This is a genomic window from Streptomyces capoamus (genome assembly GCF_014654935.1).
Classification (GTDB): domain Bacteria; phylum Actinomycetota; class Actinomycetes; order Streptomycetales; family Streptomycetaceae; genus Streptomyces; species Streptomyces capoamus.
In genome coordinates this window covers 1-14284 of sequence record NZ_BNBF01000036.1, presented here as the reverse complement: position 1 = coordinate 14284, position 14284 = coordinate 1, and the positions used below count along the sequence as shown (strand labels likewise).

The 14284-nt window shown below is 70.2% G+C and carries 13 protein-coding genes and 1 pseudogene; 8 read left to right on the top strand and 6 right to left on the bottom strand.

The genetic code is table 11. From position 1 onward, the window contains the following. The first annotated feature begins 197 nt into the window (after positions 1 to 197). Both IE312_RS34980 and IE312_RS34975 read left to right on the top strand, forming a co-directional pair. Positions 198 to 1619 (top strand): MFS transporter, encoded by a 1422-nt coding sequence (locus tag IE312_RS34980; RefSeq protein WP_229900807.1) that lies wholly within the window; start codon positions 198 to 200, stop codon positions 1617 to 1619. Further along, positions 1600 to 2718: an NADH:flavin oxidoreductase gene (locus tag IE312_RS34975; protein WP_189986289.1), complete on the top strand. Its 1119-nt coding sequence runs from the start codon at positions 1600 to 1602 to the stop codon at positions 2716 to 2718. The genes IE312_RS34980 and IE312_RS34975 overlap by 20 nt, the downstream gene beginning before the upstream one ends. Positions 2719 to 3059: 341 nt before the next feature. Here the strand turns inward: IE312_RS34975 and IE312_RS34970 are convergent, their stop codons facing one another. From IE312_RS34970 to IE312_RS34960, 3 genes are all read right to left on the bottom strand, one after another. Then, entirely contained in the window at positions 3060 to 3629 is a 570-nt protein-coding gene (locus IE312_RS34970; protein WP_189986344.1) for a nucleotidyltransferase domain-containing protein, read from the bottom strand. A gap of 307 nt (positions 3630 to 3936) precedes the next feature. Then, positions 3937 to 4155, bottom strand: coding sequence for a pyridoxal-phosphate dependent enzyme (locus IE312_RS43910; protein ID WP_268254395.1), 219 nt, complete (start codon positions 4153 to 4155; stop codon positions 3937 to 3939). Positions 4156 to 4174: 19 nt separating this feature from the next. Further along, a complete protein-coding gene (locus IE312_RS34960; RefSeq protein ID WP_189986286.1) occupies positions 4175 to 6001 on the bottom strand; it encodes a hypothetical protein in 1827 nt (608 codons plus the stop codon). Between the two features lie 468 nt (positions 6002 to 6469). Here IE312_RS34960 and IE312_RS44055 point away from each other — a divergent pair, with 468 nt between their 5' ends. The 4 genes from IE312_RS44055 to IE312_RS34940 all read left to right on the top strand — a co-directional run bounded on the left by IE312_RS44055 (position 6470) and on the right by IE312_RS34940 (position 9133). Then, entirely contained in the window at positions 6470 to 7093 is a 624-nt protein-coding gene (locus tag IE312_RS44055) for a restriction endonuclease (protein ID WP_306419858.1), read from the top strand. A gap of 32 nt (positions 7094 to 7125) precedes the next feature. Continuing rightward, positions 7126 to 7647 carry a MarR family winged helix-turn-helix transcriptional regulator gene (locus IE312_RS34950; protein WP_189986284.1) on the top strand — a complete coding sequence of 174 codons (522 nt, stop codon included), beginning with the start codon at positions 7126 to 7128 and terminating at the stop codon, positions 7645 to 7647. Between the two features lie 134 nt (positions 7648 to 7781). Then, positions 7782 to 8270, top strand: a complete 489-nt coding sequence (locus IE312_RS34945; protein ID WP_189986281.1) for a hypothetical protein — start codon at positions 7782 to 7784, stop codon at positions 8268 to 8270. Beyond that, a complete protein-coding gene (locus tag IE312_RS34940) occupies positions 8267 to 9133 on the top strand; it encodes an NmrA family NAD(P)-binding protein (RefSeq protein WP_189986280.1) in 867 nt (288 codons plus the stop codon). Before IE312_RS34945 ends, IE312_RS34940 begins: the two co-directional genes overlap by 4 nt. Before the next feature lie 348 nt (positions 9134 to 9481). Here IE312_RS34940 and IE312_RS34935 read toward each other — a convergent pair whose 3' ends face one another. The 3 genes from IE312_RS34935 to IE312_RS34925 all read right to left on the bottom strand — a co-directional run bounded on the left by IE312_RS34935 (position 9482) and on the right by IE312_RS34925 (position 12682). Beyond that, positions 9482 to 10426, bottom strand: a complete 945-nt coding sequence (locus IE312_RS34935) for a hypothetical protein (RefSeq protein ID WP_189986278.1) — start codon at positions 10424 to 10426, stop codon at positions 9482 to 9484. Further along, the gene (locus IE312_RS34930; RefSeq protein WP_189986275.1) at positions 10357 to 11808 is read right to left on the bottom strand and encodes a WD40 repeat domain-containing protein; all 1452 of its coding nucleotides are present in this window, start codon (positions 11806 to 11808) and stop codon (positions 10357 to 10359) included. Before IE312_RS34930 ends, IE312_RS34935 begins: the two co-directional genes overlap by 70 nt. Before the next feature lie 553 nt (positions 11809 to 12361). Continuing rightward, entirely contained in the window at positions 12362 to 12682 is a 321-nt protein-coding gene (locus tag IE312_RS34925; protein WP_229900805.1) for a toxin Doc, read from the bottom strand. Here IE312_RS34925 and IE312_RS34920 point away from each other — a divergent pair. Both IE312_RS34920 and IE312_RS34915 read left to right on the top strand, forming a co-directional pair. Beyond that, positions 12582 to 13047, top strand: a pseudogene (locus IE312_RS34920) (MarR family transcriptional regulator); the annotation flags it as partial. The gene IE312_RS34925 and the pseudogene IE312_RS34920 overlap by 101 nt on opposite strands. 31 nt (positions 13048 to 13078) lie before the next feature. After that, positions 13079 to 13837 carry an SDR family NAD(P)-dependent oxidoreductase gene (locus IE312_RS34915; protein ID WP_189986271.1) on the top strand — a complete coding sequence of 253 codons (759 nt, stop codon included), beginning with the start codon at positions 13079 to 13081 and terminating at the stop codon, positions 13835 to 13837. Positions 13838 to 14284 lie beyond the last annotated feature (447 nt).

Genomic DNA, 14284 nt, shown 5'->3' with positions numbered 1-14284 from the left:
ATGCTCGGCATCTTCCTGGCCACGCTCGACGGACAGATCGTCAGCACCGCGCTCACCACGATCGTGGGCGACCTCAGCGGCCTCGACCACTTCTCTTGGTCGGTGACGGCATATCTGTTCACGATGGCCGCGTCCACCCCGATCTGGGGAAAACTGGGCGACCTCTCAGCCGCAAGGGCGCCTACACGAACTCCTTGGTGCTCTTCGTGGTTGGGACGGCGCTGTGCGGCCTGGCACAGAACATGGGCCAGCTCATCGTCTTCCGTGCCGTCCAGGGCCTCGGCGCGGGCGGCCTGATGGTGGGGGCGCTCTCGGTCATCGGCGTGCTGGTGCCACCGCAGGAGCGAGGCCGCATCCAGTCGATGGTGGGCGTCATGCTGCAGGTCGCGTTCGTCGGCGGCCCCCTTCTCGGCAGGTTCATCACCGACTACGTGAACTGGCGTTGGGCGTTCTACATCAACGTGCCCATCGGCCTCATCGCGCTGCCGGCGGTTGCCAAAGGCGTACGGGTGCCCTCCGAACGCGTCAAGGGGCGGATCGGCTACCTCGGCGCGGCGCTGCTCGCCGCCGGCATCCTGGCCCTCACCCTGCTGGCCGGCTGGGCCGGTGACACCTACGCCTGGACGTCCTGGCAGATCACCGGACTCGCTGTCGTGGTCCTGCTGAGCCTGGCCTGGTTCGTCCGCGTGGAACTGCGCGCCGCCGAACCGATCACGCCGCCCTGGCTCTTCGTCAACCGGGACTTCGCCCTCGCCCAAGTCCTCAGCCTCCTGGTCGGCGCCGTCCTCGTCTCCGTCATCAACTACCTCCCCCCGTACATGCAGTTCGTCCAGGGCTCATCGCCCATGGCCAGCGGTATGCTCATGCTGCCGCTGATGCTCGGCATGCTGACGGCCCAACTAACCACCGGGCGACTGATGGACCGCGGCGGCCTGGACCGCGTCGTGCCGCTCACCGGAGGCACCGTCACCTTCGTCGGCGCGCTGCTGCTGCTCCTGCTCTCCACGGACACCCCGCTCGTCGTGGCCTCCGTGCTCACCCTGGTCGTCGGGGCGGGAGTCGGGATCCTGATGCAGAGCACCCTGCTGACCGCCATGAACAACGCGGCTCCCCGTGACATGGTTGCGGCCACTGGCACGGTCACCCTGGTGCGCACCATCGGCGGCACCCTCGGGGTCGCTGTTCTCGGAGCCGTGCAGAGCAGCCGCCTGAGCGACGTACTGGCCGAGCGGGTCGGCTCCGACGCGGAGGAGCGGCTGACCGCAGGTGGCGGACTGACCCCGGCCGTGCTGAAGGACATGTCGACCGGCATGCGCAACGCCGTCGAGGACGCCTTCAGTAGTGGTCTGCACAGCGTCCTGTTCGGCGCGGCCCTCCTGTCCGCGATCGCGTTCGTCACGGCGTGGTTCGTGCGTACGCCGACCCCGGCCCCGGCGGCCGCCGTGACGCCGACCGAGGCCGGCACGGGGAAAGACTCCGCCCCGAACCCCTCCCGGGGACTGAGCACGACCCCCGGTCCGACCCCAGTCACCACCCAAGCCACCGACCGCACGGTTCCCCCGTCGCCGTGCGGTCGGCCTTTACCGAAGGCGAACATCAATGCCCACGTATCCCGTTGAACGTGCCAAGGACATTCTGCTCCGTCCCTTCTCCCTGGGCGGCCTCGCGCTGCCCAACCGCGTCGTGATGGCGCCGATGACGCGCGAGTTCTCGCCCGGCGGTGTGCCGGGCGACGACGTGGCGCAGTACTACGCCCGACGGGCGGCCGCCGGCGTCGGGCTGATCATCACCGAGGGCACCTACGTCGGCCACGACTCCGCGGGGAACAGCGCCCGGGTCCCGCACTTTTACGGCGACGAGGCGCTGGGCGGCTGGTCGGCCGTGGCCGAGGCAGTCCATCAAGCGGGCGGCAGGATCATGCCGCAGCTGTGGCACGTCGGCATGGACCGCACGGTCGGCAATCCGCCGGTCCCCGACGCCCCGCGGATCGGCCCCTCCGGTGTCGCCCTGGATGGCACCAAATTGGGCCGGGAGATGACCCAGGCGGACATAGACAACGTGGTCGCGGCCTACGCTTCGGCCGCGACGGCGGCCGAAGCCCTGGGCTTCGACGGCGTCGAGATCCACGGTGGCCACGGCTACCTGATCGACCAGTTCCTGTGGCCCCACACCAACCGGCGCACCGACGCCTACGGCGCCGACGTCGCCGGCCGTACCCGCTTCGCCGCCGAGGTCGTGGCTGCCTGCCGGGAGGCCGTCTCCGGCGACTTCCCGATCTCCTTCCGGTTCTCCCAGTGGAAGGTGAACCACTACCAGGCGCGGATCGCCGAGACGCCGCAGGAACTGGAGACCATGCTCGGCCTGCTGGCCGACGCGGGAACCGACGCCTTCCACTGCTCCACCCGGCGGTTCAACCTCCCTGAGTTCGAAGGCTCCGACCTCAACCTGGCGGGCTGGGCGAAAAAGCTCTCCGGCAAACCCGCCGTCACCGTCGGCTCGGTGGGCCTCAGCAACGAGTTCCTCCAGGTGTTCCAGGGCGAACAGGCCACCGTCACGGGCATCGGCGAGCTGCTCGACCGCATGGAGCGCGACGAGTTCGATCTCGTGGCGGTCGGCCGGCCCCTGCTGGGCGATCCCGAGTGGCTGGAGAAGGTCCTCGCCGGACGTGTCGACGAGCTGACCCCCTTCCACGTGGGCCTTGTCGGCAGCCTCCACTAAGAGGTATGGGCGCCTGCCCGACCGGGCCGATGCCCCCGTCGCTCCGGACAGCCGACGGAGCGACGGGCCGCAGAGGCGGCGCAGGTGTGTAGGTAGGTCCAGTGTGCCGCGGCCGTTCACGTGTTTGCCTCGGACGGGCATCCCGGAGGAATGCTGCCGCTTGCGAACCGCTCTGATTCATGCCAGGGACATGAGGGAGGAGACCGTCGCACGTACAGCGCGAATGGTCGGCGCCCTCGGTCCGCCCCGCAGCGAGCGGGTGGCACGGGCGCCGGCCAACGGTTCGCCCACGATGACCCGGCCCCGGAACCCCGACCTCTACGACGTACCGCTTCTCACGTTCAGCTGACTGATAGAAGCCGCCGTCGCCAGGGGTGGTCCGGCACGATCACCTTGATCGCCTCCGCCAACCAGACGCGTTGTCCCTCCTCCAGCAGCGGCAGAACCGCCTCGAAGTCGGTCTCGTCCTTGTCCCGCGTCGCCTTCGCCTTATAGAAGAGTTGCACCTCGGGTGCGAGATACGGAATGCCGCTTGCGCTCGTCCGCCCCACCCGCTCGATCGGAAGCCGGATCTGCGGTGTGCGCCGCGAGACCCACTCGTCACCCTCAGACTCATCCAGCATGAGCTGCACTGACCAGGGTGCCTCCGGTGTACGCCGACACCAGATGTCGTGGAGGGGCGGCTGAAGAACCTCCCCAGAATGCCACGGACACAATCGCCCCAGACCAGGCGGATCAGCTACGAACAGATCCCAACCAGCCAGAAGATCACGTAAGAGGACTTGGTCGCGGCGGAGGATCAGGACGTCGAGGTCGCCGTGCGGGCGCAGCTCACGACCGATCGCGAGTTCGATCGCGTACCCGCCAGCGATCCACCATGGGAAGGCCGCCTTGGCGAAAAGGTCAGCCATGTCCTCTGGGCGCTCAGGTTCCCAGCACCCCAATTCGTCAGCTTTCACCCGTCCATCCTCCCAGTGACCAGGTTCTGGAACCGGTAGCTGAAAGTGGGCCGACGGCGGCCGATCGCCCCCGGTCGAACGTGCTCATAAACACGCATGAGCATCCGGGGAGTACGCGGCCATGGTTGAGCTGTGACTTGAGGCAGTCATGCCCGGCGGCCCGAGCCACAGCTTCCCGGCTGGTAGACGGCTCCGTTCTGCTTGGCCTCCTGCGTGTAGACGCCGTCCGGCGTCTCCGCCCCAAGCGGAGGCAGGGTAGTCAGACGGTGGCCTTGGCCTTGTGCAGCTGAGCGGCAAGAGCAAGGGCCTGGGCGTGGTTGCCCGAGGAGCCCGCGATCACCCCGGCGGCCCGTTCCGCCCCGCTCAACGTGGACAAGGCGTAAACGGCGCCGCGGAACTTGAAGCTCCCTGGCCTCGCCGATCTCGCCCGCGAACGCGGCCCGACCGTCTGTCGATGTGTGCAATCTCGGTCCGTCACACGCGCGTGAGTCGGACGGCTATTGGTGTCGCCAGTGGTGGTGAACCTGCTGTATGTCGGCTTCCAGGACGTCACGCAGCTGGTCGTCGTCAGCCGGTATGTCCAGGCCCAAAGCGCCGGCGACCTTGCGGTAGGACGTCGTCATGTCCGGGTCTCCGGCGGCGACAAGGGACGACAGGAGTGCTTGGTCGGCGGGTGTGGCCTGGTCGACGAGGGTCAGAACCTGGATACGGTCCGCGAGGGTCATGTGGGGTAGCGCTGAGCCGAGTTGCTGCTCCAGCCGGACCCAGCTGGTGGTGGTCTGCTCGCGGGCGGCCTTCTTGAGCGCCCCGCGGACGGCAGCGGCGGCGGATTCCAATACATGTGGTGGGAGCTCGCGGCGCGCCTGGCGTTCGCGGGCCTGCTTCTGCTTTCGGGACATCTTCCTGATCCAGAAACTGGCTTCCTGCCGCTCACTGGCGGATAGCCAGTCCCCGGCTGTTTTCACTGCTTCGGCCAGCTCCTCCGTCAGCCGCCGCTGCTCGTTCGGGGAGAGGTGGAAACGCTGGTCGAGGCGCTGAAGAAGGCTCCTGGCCTGGCGTACGGCCGCATTTCGTGCTCGCCGCTCCTTCCGGGAGTCGTTCGGCTCTTTTTTCCGCTCTTTCAGCGCTTCCGGAGGCCTGGGGTCACGCCGAGGCTTGGGAGTCTGCTGCGGCGTTTTGGGACGCTTGCGCTTGGGGTGCGGCGGCAGGGGGAGGGAGTGGAGCACGGACCGACCCGATCTGGCGACGGGGAGGTGGTCCTGCTGGCGGAGGAAGGCTCGGGCCATGTCCAGGATGCGCTGTTCTGAGGCGCTGGCACCGCGTCGGGTGAGTGTCGTGGCGGTCCGCAGATGGGAGCGGGCGTCCCAGGCCCGCTTCTCGGTGACTGCCTTGGCAAGGTCGGCGAAGACCCGCTGCTGGTAGGCCTCGTGGCCGGCCAGCCATGCCCGGGCCTCCTGAAGTGCCTGCTCTGCTTCGCCGCGGGCAGCGGCATCCAGGCTTTCGAGGAAGGGCCCGCTGCCCGCGCACAGGCGCCGTACGTGTTCGACGGTTCCCGTGCGCTGGGCTGCCTCCAGTCCGCGGATGAACCGCGTGATGCTCTCGGATAAGGCGCCCGAGTGAGGTGCCGCCTGGGCTGATGCCGGGCTCGAAGCGGAGGGGCGTTGGCGCAGGATCTCGGTGGCGGCCGGGGTGATCAGGCCGCTGTCGGTCCAGGAGCAGTCGGCGAGGGGGACCCATTCGGTGGGATGGGCCAGGCTCTGGGTACCGATCCAGATCCGGCGGCTGGCGCCGTCACTCTCGCATCGCACCCTGTACACGTACGGACAGCTGGAGAGCACGCCCGGCTCCGGCACCACTCCGGGGCCCAGCACGGGGGTGCGGCCGCCTGCCCAGTCGGGCGGCACCGAGCCGTCCATGTGGACGCGCAAGCCGATGCCGTCCTCGAGGTCCACGTCCAGCAGCGACCCGATCGGCGGCGGGAAAGCGAACCAGCCGACCCGGCCGTGCTCCAGCAGCGATTGGGACATCGCCGACTTTACATACAGATGGTCGGCGCTGGACTCTCCGACCCGCGGCCGCCGGCAGGCGTGCGGGGCACCGTTGGCCTGCGGGTAGTGCTGGAAGTGGCCTTGCCGGTCGACGTACAGCTTGTGTGCGAGCCGGGCCCCGCAGCCACCCAGAAGGAGCCCGCACCAGAATGTGTCGTGGGCGTGGGCGCGGCGGAAGACATCGAGTTCGATCGCCTCGGTTGGCAGAACCACCGGCACGTCGGAGTGTTCATCACCGATCACTGCTGTCTGCACCAGCCGCGTATCGCGCACCACGCCCCCTCAATCGCCCCAGGTCGACGATAGGGCGGCAAACAGCGCCGACAACAGAGAACGGCGACAGCGAGGTCCCCCACACCGCGTCGCCGCCAGCAGACGGTCGTACGGCGCGACGGCCGAGAACCGAGCGGGTTCGCCGCCGTGCTCCAGGGCCTGATGGCCGACCGGGCCTGGGAACTCCCGGCCACCGGCGGCACCGTGCTGGACGGCTGGCCGGTCAGGGGCGAACATCCAGGGGCAGCTGGCGAGCGGCGTCACCCAGGCCAGCCGATGAGCGCATGCGCAGGCACGGACCGGATGGCGTCCGCTTGCTCCTGCGGGGGACGGGTCTGGGGAGCGGGAGAGTGATGGCGGCACGTCGACGACGCCGGCGCTTGAAGAAGCGGCCCCGCAGGCAGCTGCAAGTCTGGGGCGCGGTGGCGACGCTGTTCGCCGTGGTGTGGGTGGCCCGAACTGGTCGGTGGTGTGGCCCGTCATGGTGGCCGTGCTCGCCGCGGCCGTGGTCGGCGAGGCCAGCTGGATGCTGCTGAGGGCGCACCGGCATGCGGTCGGACAGGACCGCGCGTGGCGGGCGCAGGAGGAGTCCCGGGCGCGGGAGTTGCCGACGGCCGAGGTCGACGCCTTGTCCTGGGCGCGTACGTCGTCGGCTACCTGGCCCACGGCCGCAAGCTGGTCATCCAGTGCAAGAAGTACGCGGCGCACCGGAGTGTGTGCTCGCCAGACATGCAGAAGTTCGTCGGTACTGCCCGCCTCGAGCACGGCGCCGAAGTCGCCCTGTTCGTCACAATCTGCCGCGCGTTCACCAGAGACGCACTCGGCCTGGCGCTGCGCCAGGGCATCGTGGCCATGCACCCGATTTCGCGGTGCGCCATTGCAGCACCCCTGTACAGCAAATCCACTGGTCAAGCTGACCAAGCCCGTTGCTGCAGCACGCTGTTCGTGCGCGTTGACCTGTCATGTGGGCACTCCCCCCAGCTAGGGCGGGATGGTCATGCGTGGTCGTGTGGTGGTCGCTTCCGGTCCGGCTGGGCGCCGCCTCGGATCGCTCCTCGCGCCGTAGGAGCTCCCGTGGCGCCACCATGCGTTTGACGGATCATTTGATTAGGTCCCATATTAGTTGCATGACGCCGCACCGCCAGACCGATCCGGCCGCCCCCTCCCTCGAACAGGCCCGACGCCAGATCGCGCGCTACGGCCTGACGGCCGACCCCCAGGCGGTCCTGGTGGCGGCCCGCCTGATGGCGGCGGGGGCTCGGATCGGGCAGGCCGGCGAAGTGCACTTCGGTCGTTTCGGGCTCTCCACCGGCCGCTACCGGCTGCTGGCGGACCTGGAGGACCACGGCGGCGAGAAGTCCCCGTCGCAGCTCGCGACCAGCCTGGGGGTTTCCCGGGCAACCGTCACGGGGCTGGTCGACGGGCTGGAACGGGAGGGTCTGGTGGCCCGCCGCCCGTCCACCGACGACGGGCGGGGCAACGTCGTGATCCTCACTGCTCGCGGCGCCGACAGGCTGCGCGAGCTTGCACCGGAGCACTTCGCCCGGATGCAGTCCATGGTCGCGGGTCTCTCCGTCGAGGAGCGGACCGTATTTCTCGACCTGCTCGCCCGAATCGTGGCCGGCATCGAAGCGCTCGCCGAGGACTGACCCCGCCAACGGCGATTCCGCCAGACCCCGGGCGGGTCGACCCAACGGCCCGTCGTCACCCCCGACCCAATAGTTAGCTCCCTAAGCACTGATACTTAGGAGGCTAATCATATTTTTGTGAAACAGGGAGAAACATGACCAAGAAGGCCCCCGGCGCGCCCCCTCCCTTCGTGCTGTGGCGCGAGGTCGTCACCGCTTACGCCATGCCAGCTGTCACGGCCGGGCTCGGCGGAGTCGTCACACACCAGCCGCAGCTTGCCGCCGCCGCACCGACCACCATCGGCGGCAGCTCCGCCCTGGTGGCCGCTGCTCTCGGTGCCTTTCTACGCCGTCGCCGCGTCCGCTCCCGACCCACCCGGACACCCCGCGCCCTCGCGGCCGCCGCAACGGGCCTGGCGGCCGCGGCACTCGCCCTCCTGCCCGGTCTCGCTGTCGAGCACTGGCTTCTACTGGCCCCCGCATTCGCCGACAACCCCTGGCTGCGTCGCCTACCGGTCGACCTGCCGGTCTCGGCGGCGATCGCCGCCACGATCACCACCTGGCGCTGGCGCGGCAGCCGCGCCGACCCGGGAGCCGGGCACCCGCTCGACTCCTCGCCCCGTCCCGAAAGGTCTACCTCATGATCGTCGTCATGGGTGCCGCCGGTGCCACCGGCGGCGCCACGCTGCGCAGCCTCGCCGCCCTCGGCGTTCCGACCCGCGCGCTCAGCCGCGACCCCGCTCGCCTGTCCGCCGAACTCGACGACCGGACACTCGCCCGAACCGAGACCCGCCCGGTGGACGCCGCTGACCCCGACTCCCTGCGCGCGGCCTTTCGCGGTGCACACCAACTCTTCCTCACCATGGCCAACGGCCCGCACCAGGTGCGGCACGAACTGAACGCCGTCGACGCGGCCGTCGACTGCGGCGTGGAGCACATCATCAAGATCTCCGCCCCCGCCGCCGAACCGGACTCCCTGGTCAAGGTCTCCCGCGGACACCACGAGATCGAGGCGCGCCTGCGCTCCTCGGGCATCCTCACCACCGTCCTGCGCCCGTACGCCTTCATGCAGAAGCTGCTCCTGCTGGCCCCGGGCATCGCCGCGGCCGGGGTGGTGCACGGGGCGACCGGGCAGGCCCGGTGCAACTACGTGGACGTCCGGGACATCGGTGACGCCGCCGCCGAGGTGCTCACCCGTCCCGAGCTGGCCGGCGCCACGTACCCGCTGACCGGCGGGCGGGCCTACAGCCACCCCGAACTCGCCGAGCTGCTCGGCGAGCTGCTGGGCCGACCGGTGCGCTATCTCCACCTGGCCCCGGCCGAGTTGCACGCCCATCTGGTTGCCCGCGCCGGTATGCCGGACTGGCTCGCGGCCCACGTGGTGGAGATCCAGCAGCTCGCGATAGTTCGCAAGGAGTCGCCGGACGGCGTCTTCACCCGCCTGACCGGCCGCACCCCGCGCACCCTGGAAGCCTTCTTCGCCGAACACCTGCACCACTTCCGCTGAACGACTCCGGCAGCGCGTCGGGCACCCGTAAGTCGTCAGGGCTGCACGAGGGCACCACAGGATGGGTGATCAAGCGAGCGCTGCGGACGAGCGTCTGCACACAGCTCGACTGATTCCAAGGCGGGGCCGGCGCGGCGGTGTACGCCCCCGCACCCCGAACCCTGACATCGGAGAGGCGCGGCTGAACCTCCCACTTGCGGGGCAGAACGGCTGTTGGTTCGTGTGGTTGCGCGAGCCGGAGCACGCCCGTTCGTAGGGCTGTTCCTGGGTATGAATGAAAGATCAACTGGTATCGTCCCGGCGGGTGTCCGGGCAGGTCCGTCACGACCGCCCGGCCGGTGTGCCGGCTCAGTCTGTGCAGGGCTCGCCCGGGGCCGTTCCGTGCGGCAGCAGCCCGCGTTCGGCCCGGGTGAGCGGCCGGTGCACGGCGCGGCACAGCTGGGCACGCCACCGGTCCGGGTCGAGGGGCAGCGTGACCGATCCGGTGTCGGTGACGCCCCGCACCGTGGCGCCGTGGACGGACCACAGGTAGTCGGGGACGGCGAGGTCGGCGATCTCCTTGGTCGTGTTCCAGCGCCAGACCCCCAGGTGATCGGGGCTCCGGGAGATCAGGTAGCCGTCGGGGCCGAACCCGACCAGTCCGTAGGTGTCACCGGCCTGGAGCGGCGGTGCCAGCCGGTGGAAGTCCGGCAGTCGGAGAAACTCGATCGTCGCCGCGTGCTCGGCCTTCATGTTGCTCATCACGGCCACGGTGTCGCCCGTCGCGTCGAAGGCCTGGCTCGGCCAGTCACCGATGGTGTCCGGGTCGGCCTGGAAGGCGCCGCGCGAGCGTCGTGCGCCGAGGTCCCGCAGGCGGGTCACACCGTCACGCCCCCGCACGAGCGCCTGCGCCGGATGCCGGGGACGCGGCAGGACTCGTGAGCCGTGCGCCGCCAGCCAGGCGAGGTCCGGGCCCTGGGCCAAGGGCAGGGGGGATCCGAGCCGGCGACCGGTGGCCGGGTTCCAGCGGCTCAGCGCTCCGGCATGGAGCGCCAGCACGCTGCCGTCGTCCGCGGCGGCCAGGCTCGCGGGGAAACTGCCGCGCGTTCCAGGTGCCGAGGGCAGGGTGAGCGTGCGTTCCGGTGTCAGCCGGGGCGTGGCGTAGACCGTCATGGAGTCCCCCTCGGCGGCGACGAGGTGGCGGCCGTCGGAGGTGAAGATCGTCTGTCCTGCCGTCCAAGCCGTCAGGAGGCGCTGCTGCACACCGTGCGCGGGTTCGGCTGTGACGCCGCTGGAGGTGTCGAGGAGCCGCACGGTCTCCTTCTCTTCGTCTCCCAGCAGGCGGAAGCGCCCGTCATCGCTGAGAAGGAGTTCCGGGGCCTGGTGCGGAAGGGGATAGCGGACGAGCCGCGAGGGCCGGGGGGCGGTGAAACGCAGCAGTTCCCCGCCCTTGAGGGCGAGGCCGACAGGCTGCCGTCCCCGCGTGGACACACCGCGAAGTCGGCCCCGTCCAGCGCCTCGTGGGCCGGGGCGGTGGTCCAGGACACCAGACCGGACCGCAGGTCGACCAGCTTGACGGTCGACAGGTCCGAGGAGCCGAGTGCCTGGCCGGGTTCGACGACGGCGTAGCGGCGGGTGGCGTCGAGCAGCTGGGACGCGCAGTCGGTGGTCGCCACGGTGTGCAGCGGGGCGCCGTCGCGCGTGGACCGGATGCGCAGTCCCCCGGGGGTGCAGTCGGCCACGGCCTGCCCCCGGAGCCCCAGATCAGCGGGGTACTCGATGGGGAGGGAGCCGGTGTCGCCGCCGGTGCGCAGGTCGACCCGGAGGTAACCGCCGTTGTCCCCTTCGTGGTACAGCAGAACGCTGTCGGGCTGTGCTCCGAACGCCACCCGGTAGAAGGAACCGGGACCCAGGGTCCGCCGGGAGACCAGCCTGCCGCCGTCGATCGTCCACAGGCCCAGCCGACCGCGCTCGGACTTTCCATCCGGGGGGCCGGCGAACAGAGCCGCCAGCCGGGAGCCGACGGGGGAGAAGGCGAGGTCGCGCAGGTTCTCTGCCGCGTCCCAGCCCGCCGGGACAGGGAGCCGGTCGGGGCTGTCCGGACGGTCCGGGCGCCACACCGTCAGGCCTTCGCGCTCGTCCAGCAGGGCGACCCGCCGGCCGTCCGGGCTGAGCTCCACCTGGGGCGTGTGCTCGCCGAGCGCCCGGGTCCGCGTGAAGACCTGGTCCTCGACGCGCCCCAGCAGACCGGTCAGGCGGTGGACCACCCCGCGCTGGTCGACGACGACGGCCGCGCTGCCATCGGGCGCGGCGGTGAACGACAGCGCGTGGTCGATGGGGAGTTCCCGGACCGCCTCCGTGTTCCGGAGCCGGGCGTACAGCTTGAACAGCGCTCCGTATGCCTCCGGCTGGGTCCTGTCGGTGCGCCATGCGGACAGGGCGAGCAGGGCCGCGGTGCCCTGGGCGCTGTCGGCCCGGCGCTGGGCGTCCTGGCCGAGCAGAACGGCGGCCTGGGCGTGCAACTGCCGGGTGACGGTCTGGTTGCGGTTGTAGGTCACGCCTGCCAGGGTCGCGGCGAGCAGGGCCAGGACCGATATCACCCCGATCACGAGGCGTCCGCGGCGCGCGCGACGGTTCCGCAGCGCCCGGCCGGCGTTGATGGTCCCGGCGAGTTCGGCGGGGCGTGCGAGGCTCATTCGCCGGCAAGGTGGCGGCGTCAGCGCGAGGGCGATGTCCGGTTCGGTCACGGCTTCGCAGGAGCATGCCGCTCCGTGCGTGGAACACTGGCAAGCGATCGAGAAGGGGGCATCGTGGAAGACTTGCCGCTTCACCAGCTGGGGTTGCTCCGCGGGGCGGTGGAGGGGTGCGACACCCGCTACTTCGGCTCACTGCTGGCGCTTGACCGGCATGCACATCCGTTGCTCCGAGCCGGCCTGATCGCCCCGGTACCGGCAGGCACACCGCGAGACGATCAATGCCAGTTCTATGAGGCCACTGCGGCAGGCCGCGCGTTCTATACCGCCCATCTGCCCGGGCTGGGCGAACGGCCCAGGGGCGTGCGAACGCCTGGCGTGACCATCCGCAGCTTGCGGCCGCGGCACGGGCCCTGGGTAGGCTGCTGACTGGATGAGTGCCCGGCTGAATCAGCCGGAAGCCACAACGCGGTGGAGCAGGAACTTGCGGCAGCACCGCGTAGTGCACCGGCCGGCCGTGCTGCAGGCAACTGAATCATCCCGCTTGGCGCGTGGATCAGACGCGCCAAGAGTGCAGGGTCGCGGCGACGGCGTAGACGCTCAGTCGGGTGTCCCGGACTTTCCTGACGAGGTCAGACAGGGCGCCGTATGGGGGGTCGGTGCCTTCGCTGGACTGGTCCATGTACTGAGCGGCCACGAAGGCGGCGAAGAGGCTGTTGTGGCGGGGGAGTGGCTCCAGGCGCACGATCGTGTGCAGGAGCGCGGCCGCGCGGCACAAGATGATGGCCCGGGTGATGGCCTGCCTCTGCACCAGCGACGCGGGCAGCCTCACCGCGTCCGAACTGGTCCAGCGCCTCCAGGTGAGCCCGGCGTCCATCTCCAGGGCGATCGCGTTCCTGGAGAGCCAGGGCCTCGTCCGCCGGGAACGCGACGAACGCCGCCGTGAGCGCTACGCCCTCGACGACGACGTCCGGTACCAGGCCATGATGGCCAGCGTCCGCTCCACGGCCCAGGTCGCCGAGACCGCCCGCCAGGGCGTCGGCATCCTCGTCCCCGGCACCCCGGCACCCCGGCACCCCGGCCGCCGTCCGGCTGGAGAACATCGCCCGCTTCCTCGACTACGTCTCCGAAAGTCTCGCCCGCGCCGCCGACCAGGCCCGCGACGTCCTCCACACGAAACCCGGAACAACCTCAAGCGGCACCGTCCAACCAAGTCCAGACCAGCATGATCACGTAGGTTGATCGTGCCGGCGTCTGCTGACAGGCTGCCGCCGTGGATCTAGGACTTGCGGGGAAGACCGCTTTCATCACCGGGGGAAGCAGTGGCATCGGCTTGGCCATCGGCCGGGCGCTCCTTGAAGAGGGGGCGGCGGTCACCGTCTGCGGACGGGATCCAGAACGGTTGAAGGAGTCAGGACTGCCCGGGGTCCAGGCGGACGTCACGGATCCGGACGCGCTCGCCCGGGCCGTCGACGAGGCAGCCGAGCAGATGGAAGGCCTCGACCTGCTGGTGGCCAATGCTGGCGGTGTGTTCGGGGGCGGGCTTTTGGACTCGACGCCCGAGGACTGGCTGCGGACGTACGAGCTGAACGTGCTGCATGCCGCCCACGCCATCCGCAGTGCGGTGCCGCACTTCGAGCGGCGCGGGGGCGGCAGTGCGCTCATCGTGGCGTCGATCACCGGATGGAAGCCGGGCCCCAAATCGTCGTACGCCTCGGCGAAAGCGGCGGAGATCCACCTTGCCGCCACACTCGGCCAGGAACTGGGCCCGCGCAACATCCGGGTGAATGCGCTCAGCCCGGGCTCGGTGCTGTTCGAGGGCGGGGGTTGGGCCTGGCTCCGGGACAACCGACCGGAGCAGTACAAGGCTTTCGCCCGCGACGACTTCCCCCGTGAGCGGCTGGTCGAGCTGCACGAAGTGGCGGACGTGGCGTGCTTCCTCCTGTCGGCCCGCGCCAGCGGGGTCAATGGCGCCAACATCTGCGTGGACGGCGCTCAGGACCATCCGAGTGCGGGCCGGTTCTTTCCGTAGACGCTGTTGACCAAAGGTCCCGCAGCGCAACCTCGACGATTGGCCTCAGCTGAGCGTGGTGTCCGTGATCGTGCCGGTCATCGCGCCTCCCGAGAACACCGCAGGGGCCGTGCCGGACGCCCGTGACCCCTCACGGGACAGGCACGCGCCGCCTGGAGACGGAGGGGAGCCGACCCGGTCGGACGCCGCCGGGCCGGCTGGCAGGTGGAAGTCGCCCACCCCCGGCCGGCTTTCTGGTGCCCGACGGCGTGGTGCTCCTGGCAGGCGGCTCCCACGCGCCCGGCCGGTCCAGGCTGTGGTCCCGCCGTCGGGCCCCTGCGGGCCGGACGGCCTTACCCGAACCGCATGACCGCCCAGGAGGCGGGCATACCGCGTGCGATCATGCCGGTCATGAGCAGATGGGCGTCCATGACCGTGGCGGAGCAGGCGCTGCTGCGCCGAGCCATG

What these genes read in the sequence shown, in the direction of transcription:
- IE312_RS34975 (WP_189986289.1), top strand. Translation starts at nt 1,600, where the DNA reads ATGCCCACGTATCCCGTTGAACGTGCCAAGGACATTCTGCTCCGTCCC.
- IE312_RS34950 (WP_189986284.1), top strand. Translation starts at nt 7,126, where the DNA reads ATGACGCCGCACCGCCAGACCGATCCGGCCGCCCCCTCCCTCGAACAG.
- IE312_RS34970 (WP_189986344.1), bottom strand. Translation starts at nt 3,629, where the DNA reads ATGGCTGACCTTTTCGCCAAGGCGGCCTTCCCATGGTGGATCGCTGGC.
- IE312_RS34930 (WP_189986275.1), bottom strand. Translation starts at nt 11,808, where the DNA reads ATGAGCCTCGCACGCCCCGCCGAACTCGCCGGGACCATCAACGCCGGC.
- IE312_RS34925 (WP_229900805.1), bottom strand. Translation starts at nt 12,682, where the DNA reads ATGGACGCCGGGCTCACCTGGAGGCGCTGGACCAGTTCGGACGCGGTG.
- IE312_RS34945 (WP_189986281.1), top strand. Translation starts at nt 7,782, where the DNA reads ATGACCAAGAAGGCCCCCGGCGCGCCCCCTCCCTTCGTGCTGTGGCGC.
- IE312_RS34940 (WP_189986280.1), top strand. Translation starts at nt 8,267, where the DNA reads ATGATCGTCGTCATGGGTGCCGCCGGTGCCACCGGCGGCGCCACGCTG.